Origin of the sequence: Clostridium tyrobutyricum DSM 2637 = ATCC 25755 = JCM 11008, from assembly GCF_000359585.1 — a bacterium.
In the GTDB taxonomy this organism is placed as follows: Bacteria; Bacillota; Clostridia; order Clostridiales; family Clostridiaceae; genus Clostridium_B; species Clostridium_B tyrobutyricum.
In genome coordinates, this window is record NZ_APMH01000001.1 from 15,222 (window position 1) to 30,925 (window position 15,704).

General features: G+C 31.1%; 18 protein-coding genes. 4 read left to right on the forward strand and 14 right to left on the reverse strand.

Annotation, left to right across the window (positions count from 1 at the left end):
• Nucleotides 1–6: 6 nt before the first annotated feature.
• A complete protein-coding gene (locus tag J418_RS0100070) occupies nt 7–1,590 on the reverse strand; it encodes an ABC-F family ATP-binding cassette domain-containing protein (RefSeq protein WP_017753342.1) in 1,584 nt (527 codons plus the stop codon).
• Between the two features lie 97 nt (nt 1,591–1,687).
• Nucleotides 1,688–2,008 (reverse strand): putative heavy metal-binding protein, encoded by a 321-nt coding sequence (locus J418_RS0100075; RefSeq protein ID WP_017753341.1) that lies wholly within the window; start codon nt 2,006–2,008, stop codon nt 1,688–1,690.
• A 123-nt stretch (nt 2,009–2,131) separates the two neighbouring features.
• On the opposite strand from J418_RS0100075, the gene J418_RS0100080 reads away from it, so the two are divergent.
• Nucleotides 2,132–3,055 carry a DMT family transporter gene (locus tag J418_RS0100080; RefSeq protein WP_017753340.1) on the forward strand — a complete coding sequence of 308 codons (924 nt, stop codon included), beginning with the start codon at nt 2,132–2,134 and terminating at the stop codon, nt 3,053–3,055.
• Here J418_RS0100080 and J418_RS0100085 read toward each other — a convergent pair.
• Complete coding sequence (locus tag J418_RS0100085; RefSeq protein ID WP_017894506.1) at nt 3,052–3,924, reverse strand: cation diffusion facilitator family transporter; 873 nt, start codon at nt 3,922–3,924, stop codon at nt 3,052–3,054. The genes J418_RS0100080 and J418_RS0100085 overlap by 4 nt on opposite strands.
• Before the next feature lie 85 nt (nt 3,925–4,009).
• Here J418_RS0100085 and J418_RS0100090 point away from each other — a divergent pair, with 85 nt between their 5' ends.
• Complete coding sequence (locus J418_RS0100090; protein ID WP_017894507.1) at nt 4,010–4,327, forward strand: rhodanese-like domain-containing protein; 318 nt, start codon at nt 4,010–4,012, stop codon at nt 4,325–4,327.
• Nucleotides 4,328–4,400: 73 nt separating this feature from the next.
• On the opposite strand, the gene J418_RS0100095 is transcribed toward J418_RS0100090, so the two are convergent.
• From J418_RS0100095 to J418_RS0100105, 3 genes are all read right to left on the reverse strand, one after another.
• Nucleotides 4,401–4,595, reverse strand: coding sequence for a hypothetical protein (locus J418_RS0100095; protein ID WP_017753337.1), 195 nt, complete (start codon nt 4,593–4,595; stop codon nt 4,401–4,403).
• Between the two features lie 161 nt (nt 4,596–4,756).
• Nucleotides 4,757–5,206 (reverse strand): nucleoside-diphosphate kinase, encoded by a 450-nt coding sequence (gene ndk / locus J418_RS0100100; protein ID WP_020380556.1) that lies wholly within the window; start codon nt 5,204–5,206, stop codon nt 4,757–4,759.
• A 239-nt stretch (nt 5,207–5,445) separates the two neighbouring features.
• The gene (locus J418_RS0100105; protein WP_017753335.1) at nt 5,446–5,733 is read right to left on the reverse strand and encodes a putative quinol monooxygenase; all 288 of its coding nucleotides are present in this window, start codon (nt 5,731–5,733) and stop codon (nt 5,446–5,448) included.
• A 133-nt stretch (nt 5,734–5,866) separates the two neighbouring features.
• Here J418_RS0100105 and J418_RS0100110 point away from each other — a divergent pair, with 133 nt between their 5' ends.
• Nucleotides 5,867–6,343, forward strand: a complete 477-nt coding sequence (locus J418_RS0100110; RefSeq protein WP_017894508.1) for a redoxin domain-containing protein — start codon at nt 5,867–5,869, stop codon at nt 6,341–6,343.
• Between the two features lie 71 nt (nt 6,344–6,414).
• Here J418_RS0100110 and J418_RS0100115 read toward each other — a convergent pair whose 3' ends face one another.
• The 8 genes from J418_RS0100115 to J418_RS0100150 form a co-directional block, all read right to left on the reverse strand.
• Complete coding sequence (locus J418_RS0100115; RefSeq protein WP_017894509.1) at nt 6,415–7,170, reverse strand: class I SAM-dependent methyltransferase; 756 nt, start codon at nt 7,168–7,170, stop codon at nt 6,415–6,417.
• Nucleotides 7,171–7,248: 78 nt separating this feature from the next.
• Complete coding sequence (locus J418_RS0100120) at nt 7,249–7,890, reverse strand: pentapeptide repeat-containing protein (RefSeq protein ID WP_017753332.1); 642 nt, start codon at nt 7,888–7,890, stop codon at nt 7,249–7,251.
• 95 nt (nt 7,891–7,985) lie between these two features.
• Nucleotides 7,986–8,825 (reverse strand): methyl-accepting chemotaxis protein, encoded by an 840-nt coding sequence (locus J418_RS0100125; RefSeq protein ID WP_017753331.1) that lies wholly within the window; start codon nt 8,823–8,825, stop codon nt 7,986–7,988.
• Between the two features lie 37 nt (nt 8,826–8,862).
• Nucleotides 8,863–9,300: an aconitase X swivel domain-containing protein gene (locus J418_RS0100130; protein ID WP_017894510.1), complete on the reverse strand. Its 438-nt coding sequence runs from the start codon at nt 9,298–9,300 to the stop codon at nt 8,863–8,865.
• Nucleotides 9,284–10,603, reverse strand: coding sequence for an aconitase X (locus tag J418_RS0100135; protein WP_017894511.1), 1,320 nt, complete (start codon nt 10,601–10,603; stop codon nt 9,284–9,286). The genes J418_RS0100130 and J418_RS0100135 overlap by 17 nt, the downstream gene beginning before the upstream one ends.
• Nucleotides 10,604–10,617: 14 nt before the next feature.
• Nucleotides 10,618–12,618 carry an oxidoreductase gene (locus J418_RS0100140; protein WP_017894512.1) on the reverse strand — a complete coding sequence of 667 codons (2,001 nt, stop codon included), beginning with the start codon at nt 12,616–12,618 and terminating at the stop codon, nt 10,618–10,620.
• 103 nt (nt 12,619–12,721) lie between these two features.
• Nucleotides 12,722–13,408, reverse strand: coding sequence for a response regulator transcription factor (locus J418_RS0100145; RefSeq protein ID WP_017894513.1), 687 nt, complete (start codon nt 13,406–13,408; stop codon nt 12,722–12,724).
• Nucleotide 13,409: 1 nt separating this feature from the next.
• Nucleotides 13,410–14,609, reverse strand: coding sequence for a HAMP domain-containing sensor histidine kinase (locus J418_RS0100150; RefSeq protein WP_035123195.1), 1,200 nt, complete (start codon nt 14,607–14,609; stop codon nt 13,410–13,412).
• Between the two features lie 181 nt (nt 14,610–14,790).
• On the opposite strand from J418_RS0100150, the gene J418_RS0100155 reads away from it, so the two are divergent.
• Nucleotides 14,791–15,702, forward strand: coding sequence for an ABC transporter ATP-binding protein (locus J418_RS0100155; RefSeq protein ID WP_017894515.1), 912 nt, complete (start codon nt 14,791–14,793; stop codon nt 15,700–15,702).
• The last annotated feature ends 2 nt before the right edge of the window (nt 15,703–15,704 follow it).

The window sequence follows — 15,704 nt, forward strand, 5'->3', positions numbered from 1 at the left end:
GAGTTATCAAGGCTCCAATAAATATTCATCATAAGTCATTTTCTTGTCTACAAGTCCATTATCAGTTAACTCTATTATCCTGTTTGCTATTGTCTGGGTAAATTGATGATCATAAGATGCAAATAATACAATACTTTTATAATCTACAAGCCCATTATTCAAAGCAGTAATAGATTCTAGATCCAAATGGTTTGTAGGCTGATCTAAAATAAGCACATTAGAATTTTTCATCATCATTTTTGCAAGCATACATCTTACTTTTTCTCCTCCTGAAAGAGCACCTACCTGTTTTAGGGCTTCCTGTCCTGAGAATAAAATTTTTCCAAGGAATCCTCTTAAATAGCTTTCAGATTTTTCATCAGAAAACTGTCTTAACCAATCTACCAAATTTAGTTCTTCATCTTTAAAAAATTCAGTATAGTCTTTCGGAAAATATGATTTATCAATAGTTACTCCCCATTTGTATTCTCCGCTATCAGGTTCCATTTCTCCTGTGATTATTTTAAATAATGTTGTTTTACCAATTTCATTTTCTCCTACAAAAGCAATTTTATCACCTTTGGATATGGTAAAGCTAACATCATTCAATACTAATTTTCCATCTATAGTTTTACTTATACCTTTAATAGTCAATATATCATTTCCAACTTCTCTTTCAGGCTTAAAACCTATAAAAGGATATTTTCTAGTTGAAGGTTTAATGTCCTCAATGGTAATCTTGTCAAGAAGTTTTTTACGGGATGTAGCCTGATTTGACTTGGATGCATTGGCACTAAAACGATCTATAAAAGTTTGAAGTTCTTTTATCTTCTCTTCTTTTTTCTTATTTTGATCTTTTGCCATTTGAAGAGCCAACTGGCTTGATTCATACCAGAAGTCATAATTTCCTGCATACAATTTTATTTTTCCATAGTCCACATCTGCCATATAAGTACAAATTTTATTTAAAAAATATCTATCATGGGATACAACTATAACTGTTCCCTTGAAATTAATTATAAATTCTTCAAGCCATTTTATTGAATTTACATCAAGATGATTGGTAGGCTCGTCAAGAATAAGTATATCTGGATTTCCAAAAAGCGCTTGTGCAAGAAGTACCTTAACCTTTTGAGAACCCAACAATTCAGACATCTTCCCAGATTGAACTTCTGTTTCTATTCCAAGTCCTTGTAAAAGTGATGCAGCTTCAGATTCAGCTTCCCAACCATTTAATTCTGAAAATTCACCTTCCAGCTCAGAGGCCTTTATTCCATCTTCATCAGAGAAATCAGCTTTGGCATAAATAGCTTCCTTTTCTTTCATTATGTCATATAGCCTTTTATTACCCATAATAACTGTTTCCAAAACATTATAGTCATCATACTTAAAATGATCTTGTTTTAAAACAGACATCCTAGTATTAGGTGATATTGAAACATCCCCTGTATTTGGCTCTATTTCTCCAGATAGTATCTTTAAAAATGTAGTTTTGCCTGCTCCATTTGCTCCTATTACACCATAACAATTGCCTGGATTAAATTTTAAGTTTACATCTTCAAAAAGTTTTCTTTCTCCATATCTTAAACTAACATTATTCACATTAATCAATTATAAAACCATCCTCTACTGCTCTATTTTACTGTTATGGATGGTATTATATCATATATTCAGGAAATTATCATTAATATTATTTATTATAATTAAGTTACTCAACCACTACTGCTGTACCGGATGCTGTTACCATTAACATATTTCCACCCTGGCCCAGTACTTCATAGTCAATATCAACTCCAATTACTGCATTGGCACCAACTGCTGAAGCTCTATTCTCAAGCTCTTTTAGTGCTTCCTCTCTTGACTGTATAAGTTCCCCTTCATATGATTTGGAACGTCCTCCAAAGAAATTAGTCAGTCCTGCTGCAATATCTTTGATAACATCCACTCCAGAGATTACTTCACCAAAAATTATTCCTCTATACTCCAATACTTTTTTTCCTTCTATGCAATTAGTTGTCGTTATAATCATTTATAAAACCTCCAATTCTAAGTTATAGAGAGATTATACCATATATACTTTAAATATATCTTTAAAAATTTTAAAATTGAATATATAATAATCTTATTAAGCTAAAGAAGGGAATTGACAAAATTGGACAGTGAAAAAATTTTTACAAACAGAAAAATAGTAATACTACTCGCATCATTTTGTTGTATATTATGGGGAAGTGCCTATCCTGGCGTCAAAAGTGGCTATGCTCTTTTTAAAATAAGTACAAGCAATGTATTTTCTGAATTATCTTTTGCAGGATATAGATTTATGCTGGCAGGGTTGATGGTTCTAATATTTGCTGTACTCTCCTCTAAAAAAATATTCTCAATAACTAAGGGAAATATAAAGCACCTTATACTTTTAGGCTTGATGCAAACTACTTTGCAATACATATTTTTCTATATTGGACTTGCTCATACCAGTGGTGTAAAAGCTTCTATAATGAATTCCACATCTGCCTTTTTCAGTGTTATTCTGGCTCATTTTCTGTATAAAAATGATAGAATAAATTCAAAGAAGGCAATTGGATGCATTCTAGGGTTTATAGGGGTACTGCTTGTAAATTTCAGCAGCCAACTTTTAAGTTTTGATATAAAAATTGTAGGTGAAGGTTTTATTGCTGTGGCCGCTTTTGCATTTTCAGCCTCTTCAATTTATGGAAAAAAGATTTGTGAAAACATGGATTCAACTATAGTAACAGGATATCAACTGCTAATTGGAGGACTAGTTCTACTAATTTTGGGAATTTCAAATAAAGGATATGTAACAAACTTTACATTAAGTTCTACGCTAGTTCTATTATATCTAGGCCTGCTTTCAGCTCTGGCATTTTCAATATGGACAATACTTTTAAAATACAATAAAGTAGGATCTATTGCCCTATTTAATTTTTTAATACCTGTATCTGGAGCTATTTTATCATCTATATTTCTTGGAGAAACTATATTCAACTGGGAAAATGGTATTGCACTTGTACTAGTATGCATTGGCATATATATAGTAAATTATCGCCACAAAAGCTAGATACATTCTGGTTCTACATGTATAATTGCATAATTGATTTTAAAATCATCATTTAACATTTTTTCTATATTAATTGTAATTTTATGGCTTTGGGCTACCGTTAACTGTGAATCGACTCCTATTACAACATCAATTAGAATACTACTTCCATGAACTCTAGCTTTTATATCCTTTACGCAGTTTACTCCTCTAATTAGTTTTATTTTTGATATAATACCATCAAGCCTTTTACTGTCAAATCCATCAGTTAGACTATATGCGGATTCTTTAAAAATGCCCAAACCAGTCTTAATAATTACCATACCTACTAATGCTGCAGCCACAGGATCTATCCATGGTAATCCAAATCCAGAGGCTGCAATTCCAATTACTGTACCAATTCCAACTAAAGTATCTGATAAATTATCCTTTGCCGCTGCCATAAGTGCAGAACTATTAATCCTAATTGCCACGTTTTTATTATATCTGTATACAATATATATTGTAACCGTACAAATTATACCCACTACTATAGAAATTATATCTTGAGAATTGCTTTTATAAAAAATAATAGCGTATATAGCATTGTAAAGTACATTTAATCCTGCAGCTATCATTACTAATGAAGCAACAAGAGATGATATAGTCTGGGCTCTCAGATGTCCATATGCATGATTATAATCTGCAGGTTTTCTGGATATTCTAAGTCCTACCATGATAGCCAAAGATGCAATTATATCCGTAGAGTTATTGATTCCATCTGCAAAAAGTGCCTTTGAATTAAAGAAATACCCTATGGATAATTTAAGTATTGATAAAATTATATAAACTATGACATTTATTTTAGCTCCATTTTCCGCAATTCTAAGATTTTTATAATTATATTCCATGTAGATTTCTCCTATAAGTACAATAGTGATTTGCACTTAGTATATGCTATAAATATTTATTTTATAAAATCAGGGGGTAATATTAGTGAAACATTTTAGAATCATAACAGATAAAGAATTAAAAAAGCTACTTGAAGGTCCACGTCCTCCTATTCTAATTGATGTTAGGGATAATGATGAATTTTGTAAGGGGCACATTAAAACAAGCAAGAATATTCCTATAGAAGATTTTGAAGATGCTATAAAGAAAATGAAGTTAAACAATAATGCAATTATTGTTGTTTATTGCAAAACTGGGAAGAGTTCTCTAATAGCTTGTAATATATTAAAAGATTTGGGATTCAAAAAGATCTATAATTTTAGAGGAATAGACAATTGGCATTACAAACTAAAATGCAATTAGATTGTTTAATGTTCTGTCTCAAACTATAACTTGAGGCGGAACATTAATTTATTTTATTTTTTCATTTTTCCTACTATAATTTTTCTATTAATCTTTCAACACTTTTAGCAGATATATATTTATTATCTTTTTTAATCAAAACTTTTTTATGACATTTTGAACATTTATGAATACAGTGCTTAACTTTATAATCAATTTTATTATCTTTCAAAGCTTTAATTATACCATCATAATTTACAGCATTCTTACATACTTTGATTTTTGACATACTAACACCCTCTTGTTTTAAATAATAGTTATCTTATAGTAGTTATTATATCATTTATATCTAATTTTTTCATTAAAATAAAAAAATTATTAACACTCTAAATATATTATAGAGTGTTAATAATTTTATTGCCTCAGAAAAGCTTTACATTTAAATTACATTTATGCGTGATAATTTAATTTTAAAACTTTTCCTCTATTTTCATTCTTTAATTCTGGAAACCATATTTTCATTTCACGTTCAAAACTTTCTTTACTATCAGATGCATGAACAGCATTTTCAGCTTTTGACAATGCAAACTTTCCTCTTATAGTTCCCATATCAGCATCCATTGGATTAGTCAATCCATTTATTTTTCTAACTAACTCTATGGCATTATCTGCTTCTATAAGCATTGCACATACTTCACTTCTAGTAATAAAATTAACAAGTTCCTGAAAAAATGGTTTGCCTTTATGCTCAGCATAATGCCTCTCGGCAATTTCTTTAGATGGTTTTATTATCTTTAAAGCCGCTATATGAAGTCCCTTTTTTTCATAAATAGATATTATTTCACCCATTAATTTTCTTTCCATAGCATCTGGTTTAATAAGCACTAATGTTCTTTCCATTTTTATCATTCCTTCCAAATATTCATAAATGCCTGCCAAGCGCTGTATACGTTTTAATTAGACATTAAAAAAATATAATAATATTATCATACTTAATAAGTATACCATAAATTTATATATTTTGAATAATTTTTGTAAAATTTATTTTTATAAAAATCATTCAAAATATTTGAAAAATTCCACTACATATATAATTCTGTAAAATATTAGAATTATTGTAGTGGAATTAAATTTAAAAATTACATTGCATTGGTATAAATATTTATATCCATATCTTTTTCCTGCAATTTCCCAAGTTCAGCCATAATCCTTACAAAATGCTCTGTCTTCATATGTTTTTCCAATCCATCTTTACTCTTCCATTCTTCCATGAAAGTCAGGATTTGTTTATTATTAGTATCTTCATATAATCCATATGATATATTAGCTTCTTCATTCCTGCTCTTTTTAATCAATTCAGAAGCTATTTCTTTAAATTTATCTGTTTGTCCAGATTTTATATAGCCTTTAGCCACAACTTTAATCATCTAATCACATACCTTTCATTAATTTTATATTTTAATTATATTGTTAGCATGTAATAAATACAAGCTTAAATATAATTAATAAATATATTTAAATTGTGGAATGATATATTTAGATTAAGGAGGCGATAAAACTATGAAATTAATTACTGCAGGAGATCCTGCACCAAATTTTTCATTAGAAGACAATCACAACAAAATAGTAAATTTATCGGATTATAGAGGTAGAAATATCTTACTTTCCTGGCACCCTCTTGCATGGACGCCTGTTTGTACAGATCAAATGAGAGCCTTGGAAAATAACTGGGATAACTTTCAAAAATTGAATACAATCCCATTTGGCATGAGTGTTGATGCACAGCCTTCAAAAAAAGTATGGGCAGATGCTCTAGCTCTTGAAAACTTAAGCATTCTTGCAGATTTCTGGCCTCATGGTAAAGTTGCACAAGACTATGGAATATTTATGGAAAAGGACGGTACATCTGAAAGAGCAAATATACTCATAGATGAAAACGGCATTGTAAAATGGGTAAAAGTATATCCTGCAGCTCAATTACCTGATATAAATGAGATTTTTAAGGTTCTATCAAGTATGCAGCTGGCAGTACGTTAAGATTTACCATATGAATACTTGCAGAAGACTTACACTGTATTTTTCTGCAGGTATTATAAAATTTTTAATACTCAGATCTTTTTTGCCAATATCTCTATCCTATACGTAGTTATGTAATCATTACTAAAAGAATACTCTTTTTTGGTTTTTCCTGAAAGATTGTTTAATATCTTAAAAATTTCATCCCTATTTTTTGAGGTTGCCCCCATACGATCGAACCACATTGGAAGTTCATATCGTAGTTTATAAAAATTTGTTTTTTGAACTTTCAAGGGAAGTTCCTTCAACATTTCATTCCACAAACGAGAGGAATATGAATATACATGAGAACTGTCCCGAAGGAATTCAATCTTATTGTACATTTTCTCGGATTCATCGCCATCCACTACAGAGCAATCCAGAATATATAATTTTCCACCAGGTTTTAGAACTCTGCACATTTCTTTAAGTGCATTTTTAATATTTGAAAAATGATGAGCCGCCAATCTGGAAGCAACAATATCAAATGTATTATCGGCAAATTTCATGTTATGAACATCTTCAATACAAAATTCAATATTGTCAATACCTTTTTCATCTGATTGCTTCTTTGCCTGAGACAACATTTCACGTGTAATATCGATTGCAACAACCTTTTTAGTATATCCTGCAATCTTTATAGCAGTATGTCCTGCGCCAGTTGCTACGTCAAGAACCTTATCTTCAAGCTGAGGATTTAATAATTTTACCATTCTGTCAAGATCTACAGGATCATTATGAACTGAACTGTATCTGTAATTTGATGCATTTTTTCCAAAATTTTGTTGTATTTTATTTTGGTTTTCCATTTTTATTCCTCCATATGATAATTTAAAATCATAATATATATTATTCTATTTCTAGTTAACTTACAATTACAATCCATTTTATTTTATTATAATTCCCATTAATCTAGAAAGCACTAGTGCTTGCATAGAGGTAACTATAACACCTTTTATATCTTCAATTCTTACCCCTAATCCTTCAATAACACATTCAGATAAATCAATTCCACTAAGATTAGTCCCAAACAACTGGCATTGGCACATATCCGTATTTTTAAATTGAATTTTAGAAAATCTGCTTTGTTGAAAATCAGAGAAACTTAACTGACAATCCTGAAATAATGCCTGTTTAAAATCTGTAAATCTAAAAAATGCATAACTTCCATTGCATTTATCAAAACTTACATCTCTGAATATAGATTCACTTAAATTCATTCCAACCAGTTTGCAGTTTACAAATTCCATTCTATACATTGAACACTCTCTAAAATCCACATTTGATAAATCACAATTTTCAAATCTCACATCTGTAAATTCACTGTATTGCATTGAAGCATTTTTAAATACTACACTATCAAATATGACCTGTTTAAAACAATTTCTTTGTATTTCACAATTTTCTATATGGCAATGGCTAAATACTTGTTCTGAAAATGAGTCTTCATCAAGCATATATTTTTCCTGTAATTCAACTACTGATAAATTATCGGGGATTCTCGGTTTAAGTACTTTTTTATTATTCATATGCTATCCTCTCTTCAATTTTTATAATATATAATATAAAGCACATCGGATATACATTCAAGTCTATCCAATGTGCTTTCAAATTATATATTTCATTATTGTGAGACATTCTTAGAAAAATTTAAAAGTTTTACAGATAATTCGTTGAGTTTCTCGCTGCTTGCAGCAATTTGCTGTGATTGTGATGCTTGTGCTTCACTAGTAGCCGCATAATCATTTATAAAGTTTATAATATTGTTTATATTTTCCTTTTGCTGATTTAAAGTATCATTAATTTGATTTGCAGAATCCTTACTATTTAATGCAAGTTTTCTGATCTCTTTGGATACAACTGAAAAACTCCTTCCATATTCTCCAGCTCTAGCAGATTCTATTGCAGCATTAAGCCCTAATAAATTTGTAGTATTCGAAATAGTATTTATATATTTAAGTATTTCATCCATACTTGTTATTCCGTCTTTTGTCTTATTTATCAAGTCACTCATATTCTGAGTGCTGCTGGATAGCTCTTCTGTAGAACTTGCAAGTTCATCTGATGAAGCAGCCATTTCAGATGATAATTCCTTTAATTCATGAACCATGCTTATTATTTGATTCTCCCTCTCAAGTGAAACTACATAGGATATAGTCCCAACAACATTTCCTGTGGAATCATTAATTAAAGGGACACTGTATGCTATTACCGGAAATCCAAATACCTCTTTTGGATATTTGGCCATTTGTTTTTCTCTAGTTTTCATAGCTTTAATTGCTGCGCTGTCTTCGGCTAATTTTACACCTTCGGCAAGATTGAGTTTAAATGACTCAGGCTGCCTTGCCATAACGTACTTTTCCTTGTCTGTAATAGATATTCCTACATCCGCTATAAATAATTTTGGAAATACTTTAAAGCTAGTTTCAATTGCTGAAAAAAACTGTTCATCACTTAATCCCATTATCAATTCACCTTCCAATACTTTATTAAATTTTACTTTAGTCTATTATTATATTTCCATCATCTTTTATATAAATTTTTTGACCATCTTTTGCATATTTCAAAAACTCATCTCCAAGTTGATCTATGGCTATAATTCTTGTGTTGTTCCAAACATCGCAAAGAATTATACCTGCAGCGGCAAGAGAATCTATGTGTTCTGAAAAAAGCATTGCAGATGGCCCTATTCCTTGTTTTGTTACGTTTTGTAAAATCATTCCGCCCGTAGTAGACCCAATAGTTTTAGGAAGACATATTATTTTTCCTTTTAAATCTTTTTTGTAGAGATCTTTATTATTCTGATCCGAACATATTGCATTTCCAGTGCTCAATCCTCCCAAATAAGATGCAAGTATATTAAACCCTTGATGAGTAACAATACTCTCTCCGCTTATATTTCCACCTAATACAACTCTTCCCTTAAATGTTTTGCTCAAAATTCTCACTCCCTTTAATATGTCCATTTACAATAGCATACAGTATATCTTCATCCAATAAAAATCTAGCCTTGGAATAAGTTCTTAACTTATTTGAATTAGTTATAACAGGTTGCTTGGAACATTCGGGATTGCTCATATACATAAGCGGGCATATATAAGTGAGATGTATTCCCATATCCATCAATGAATCATACGCTCTTTTATCCTGTTTAAATTTTAAGATCACATCTGGTGCAGCACTTAGTATAGTATTTAATTTTACTTTTAATTTTCCTTTTTCTGTTAAGGCATCAGATATTGTCTTACTCCAACCATATATCTGATCTATAGATAAATGTGGACATCCTATAAAACAAACTGATGGTTTTGAACTAACATTTTCCCACAATACAGGATAGGAATGAATTACATTTTCAAGTTCAGCATCATCTATCACATATGTATTATAGTCTTGTTTTAAAAGTGACCTTCCATTTTCAATTGCTTCTGGAGTTATATTTTCAACATGATATAATCCTACTGCACCATTTGATGCACTGGCAGCTCCCATATCCTTAAGATAATCCATGGTATTATTATTCATATGTCTGCCTAAAAATTTATCAAGTCCTATTATATATGGAACATCTTCAACTACTTTCATTCCAATGGCACTTCCAAGTACTTGTGCATTTGGCAGTTTTGAAGTCCTCAAATCAATAACCCATTTTGCACGTCTTCCTTCATCTGTAAGTAATCCAAACTCAGGAACTTTTCCAACAATTCCACATAAGAGTTCTATAATTCCTGAATTTCTATTTGTCCTTGCTCCAATAACTGAATTGGCAAATACTACTGCTGAAGATTCAGCCCATGAAAGTATATCTCCTTTTTTAGGTTTATTTCCCACTTCAGGCATATAGCATGTACATGTAAATGCATTGTCATCCTTGAGTCCCAAACTTTTAAGTTGACTTTCATATCTTTTCTGTTCTCCATATAAAAGATTAAATACTTTTTTCTGTGCTTCAGTACACTTTACATTTTGATAGTCAATAGGTCTTGGATCTACAGTGAAAGGTCTGTCAGTCTTAATTCCTGCATCTATTATCTCTTCCATCATATCAAATACTGTATCAAGACCTGTCATTCCAAAGGATGTAACCAGATGTACAGGTGTGTTAACATCTAGAAGCCGCCTGGCACCAAAAGCTCTGCCATAGAGTACAACAGATTTTAATGCCTTTCTCATAACTTCTCCTTTTTTTCCATTAAGTATATCTTTTTCTTCACGAGTAAGTTCTATACCATAGTCCTCCAAAATCAATATCCCCCTCAAATATTTCGTGTAATTTCATATGCATCCCATATAGCATACATTATATTTTTTACATTTTTGGCATCTCCGACAAGATATATATCATCTACCAATTTATCTAATTTCCAGTATAAACTATCATCCGATTTATATCCTACGGATAAAATTATAGTATCTACATTAAATGTCTTTTCACCACATTTAGTTTTAACAATGATGCCCTCCTCACTTATATTGCTAACAATGGAAGATGTAGCTATATTAACCTTGTTATAATTCAACAGATCCTTTAACATATCATAATTCATAAATGGCATATTACTGCCTCCACTTAGAATTTTATCTGTAGATTCAATCAAAGTAACCTTCTTGTTATTTTGTCTCAACCATAATGCAGTTTCACATCCAACAAGACCTGCTCCAACAATAGCAACATTATTACCTATTTTAGATATATCCAATAGTGCATTGTCTGCAGATATCACGTTGTTTTTTTCTATACCCGGCAAATCTAAATTAATCGATGTTGATCCTGTAGAAACAATTACGACATCCGGCTTTTCCTGTTTTACAAAATCTATATCAACTTCTGTATTAAAATAAATATTTACATTTAGATCTTTAAGTTCTCTTTCATACCATTTTAAAAGTTCATTATCATTTTTCTTAAAAGAAGGCATACTTCCTGCTATAACATGTCCTCCAAGTTGGGAAGTCTTTTCATAGAGATTCACTTCATGTCCTCTCAATGCACATACTCTAGCTGATTCCATACCAGATATGCCTCCACCTATAATCATGACTTCTTTATTTGTACTAGCTGGAACTATACCATAGCTTTTTTCTCTGCCACATACAGGGTTTACAGCACATGAAAGTGCTCCTCCACTTGCGATTCTCCCCATACAACCTTCATGACAAGACAAACAAGGTCTTATTTTATGTATCTTACCTTCTTTTATCTTTTTAGGTAGATATGGATCCGCCAGAAGAGGTCTTCCCAGGCCAATAATATCACAATCTCCTTCTTCTATAGCCTTTGTTGCTATCTCAGGATCATCCATTCTTCCTGCAGCAATTATAGGTACATTCACCTCTTTTTTCAATATTCTGGCAAATGAAAGATATATTCCTCCTTGATTGAAATACATAGGCGGATGATTCCAATACCAAGAATCATATGTACCTGCATCTACATTTAAAACATCATAGCCTGCTTCTACTAATATTTTAGCTGATTCTATTCCCTCTTCAGTATCTCTGCCAAGTTCCTTAAAGTCTTCACCCGGAAGTGCTCCTTGTCTTATACCCTTTATAAAACTCTTCAAACTATATCTAAGTGATACAGGAAAATCTTCACCACAAGTTTTCTTTATAGCTTTAACTATATCAACAGGAAATTTTAACCTTCCAGTTATATTCCCACCATATTCATCATTTCTTTTATTATACAGACCAATAGTAAACTGATCTATAAGATACCCTTCATGAACTGCATGAATCTCTACTCCGTCAAATCCAGCAGCTTTAGCTATAGCTGCTGATTGAGCAAACTTTTTTATGTAATCCTGTATTTCATTTCTAGTGAGTTCTCTATGTTTTAAATTTGGATTCCATCTATTTTCTATTTCAGATGGAGCAACAGCTTTCTCTATGATATTAGGTAATCCAGCACGTCCAAATCCACCAGTTAACTGCAAGAAAATTTTACAATTATATGCGTGTATTCTCTCTGTCATTTCCTTTGTGCTCATAATAAATGCTGTAGGGTTCATTGTTGGGCATGGCATACTTGGCCTTACAATTTTCTCAATTTCATTTTCTACACTGCAAAGTCCAGTTATAATTAATCCTGTCCCACCTTTAGCTCTTTCTATATAGTATTCTGCTCCCCTCTGATTAAAAGTACCATTTTCTCCTGTAAATCCAAATGGCCCCATTGGTGCCATAGAAAACCTGTTTTTTATTTCCAATTTTCCTATTTTAGTACCTTGAAATAAAGATATGTAATTATTCATATTTTCCTCCATAAAATTTAAAATACAGTTATTTATATCGTTTAGTATTACAAAATCTTTATAGTAAGGTTTTCATTTCCATATACTAATTTGTATATATTATTTACGGCTTAAACCTGTATCCTGTTCCCCATAACGTCTCTATAAATTCTGGATTGGACGGATCTTTTTCTATCTTCTTCCTTATCTTCTGTATATGTACTGCTACAGTTGCAAGATCTCCTATAAATTTACCTCCCCATATACTGTCAAAAATATTCTCCTTTGTAAATACAATATTTGGATTTAAAGCCAGAAACACAAGTATGTCATACTCTTTTGACGTGAGCTTTACATCCCTTCCATTTACAGTTACCCTGTGTGAAGCTGTATTTATCTCAAGTCCACCTCTGTTTATGATACCTGTAGAAAAATTATTTCCCTTAAGTCTTTCATATCTGCTTATATGCGATTTTATTCTAGCTGCCAGTTCCGCAGGGCTAAATGGCTTTGTCAAATAATCATCAGCTCCAAAATTCAAGCCTCGTATCTTGTCAATATCTTCTGTCCTTGCAGAGACTACAATTATAGGTATTTCAAATTTCTTTCTAACTTCTTTTATTATTTCAAATCCATCTTTTCCCGGAAGCATGAGATCTACGATTATGACACTGTATACTCCCTTCAATGCCATAGCAATACCAGTATTACCATCTTGAACAATTTCAACTTTATATCCATTAAGCTCTAGATAATCTCTTTCCATTTCAGCAATATTTATATCATCTTCAATTACTAGAATCTGTTTCATGTCAATCCTCCATTTCTTTTGGCAGCATAATAGTAAAACAAGTACCTATACCTTCCATACTTGAAACTTTTATTTCACCATTATGGGATTCCACAAGTTCCTTAGCTATAGCAAGTCCTAGGCCTGTACTCATCAAATCTTTTGTTCTTGCATGATCTATCCTGTAAAATCTGTTAAATATATTTGGCAGTTTATCCTCAGGTATTCCCGGACCATTGTCCTTTACATCTATACATACATGATTTTTGCCTTCATATAACGTGACTTCTATTCTCATATTATCATAGCCATATTTTATCGCATTTCCAATAATATTTCTAAATATCTGGTTGACTCTCTTCCCATCTACATTTATGTAAAAAGCTTTTTCAAGGTCTTCTTTATAATAAAATTCAATACCCCTATCCTCCAAATCATATTTAAATTCTTCCATTAGGTCAAACATAAAGGCACTTGCATCTATTTTTTGTAGATTCAACTCCAATTTCTGCATATCCAATTTGGAAAACAAAAAGAGGTCCTCAATAAGCCGGTTCATATAGACAGAATTATTGTATATTATCTTGTGGTATTTGTTTATCTTATCTTTTGGAAGTTCCTGTCTCTCAAGCATTGTCTCAATATATCCCTGAATTGACGTAATAGGAGTTTTAAGATCATGTGAAATATTGGCAATAAGAAGTTTTCTGTTCTCCTCATATGCCTTTTTTAATTTTACTCCCTCATTGAGTTTTTTTGCCATTTCATTAAAAGAATCCACGAGATCTTTTATTTCACTATCGGCATTGTCCTCAACAGTCACTTCATAATTGCCTTTTGAAATTTCATCAAACCCCTTTTTCAATTTACTTATAGGCCTGAATATTTCTTTCTCAAGATTTTTGTTGAATAAAAACTGATGCAGTCCTCCAATTCCAAAAGTCACTGCAAAGCCAATAGCCACTGCCTTTGCCCCAAAATATCTGAATATTAAAAACCATACAATTATATTAAAAATTATGGTGAATATACGTGAATATCTTATATGTCTATAATACCATTCAAACTCACTATTTTTTATATATTCTTTTTTGATTTTTTTGTTTATTTCATCCTGTATCTTGTGAAATTCTTCATGACTTTTTCTTGCATTTGTTCTATATTTATGAAATAATATAAATTTTTCATGGATTTTCCTGAAAATTTTTGAATGCTCTTTCATTTTATCACCTGATTCTAAAATATTTATATACAATTTTAAGATAAAATATTAAAATTCCCCTAAATCAATTATAAAGAATTTATAAAATTATTTTTTATAAATTTTTTATAAATTCTTTATTGCAAATTTAAAATAGGCATGTACTATATATACGTAAGCAAAAATCAGGAGGCTGACAATTATGAACAATATAATCGAAGTAAAAAACTTCACTAAGAAATATGGAAGCTTTACTGCTGTAGATGATATTTCCTTCAATGTAGAAAGTGGAAGTATATTTGCATTTTTAGGACCAAATGGTGCAGGAAAGAGTACGACCATTAACACCCTTTGTACTATAGTAAACAAAACTGCAGGAAAACTCCTAATAAACGGGCATGAAGTTTCAAAAGACAAATCCAAAGTAAGAAGTGATATAGGAATAGTATTTCAGGAATCCACCCTGGACAGCAAACTTACCATTGAAGAGAATATAAAGTTTCACTGTGAATTCTATAACGTTCCCAAATATGAAATTAAAGAAAGAATTGATTTTGTACTGGATCTTGTAGATCTTTCAGATTGGAGAAAAGCGCCTGTAAAGAACCTGTCAGGCGGCATGAAAAGAAGAGTTGAAATAGCACGCGGTCTTGTACATTATCCTAAGGTACTATTTCTAGATGAACCTACTACCGGACTTGATCCACAGACCAGATCAAATATATGGGATTATATTTATAAACTTCAAAAAGAAAAGAACATAACTATATTCCTTACTACACATTACATGGACGAAGCTGAAATATGCAGTAAGGTTGCCATAATGGATCATGGTAAAATAGTAGCCTATGCTACTCCATGTAATCTTAAGAAACAGTATACTTCCAATATAACCAGAATAAAAGTCATTGATAATGACCCACTTATAGAGTATCTCGAATTAAATAGCATCAAATATGTGATAAAAGATAATATATTTACAATACACTCAACCAAGTTAGGAAACATTTTAGATATTGTATCCAGATTCAAAAATTCCATCAGTGATTTTGAAACCAGCAAAGGTACTCTTAATGACGTATTCTTGTCCATAACAGGAAAGGAGATAAGATAATA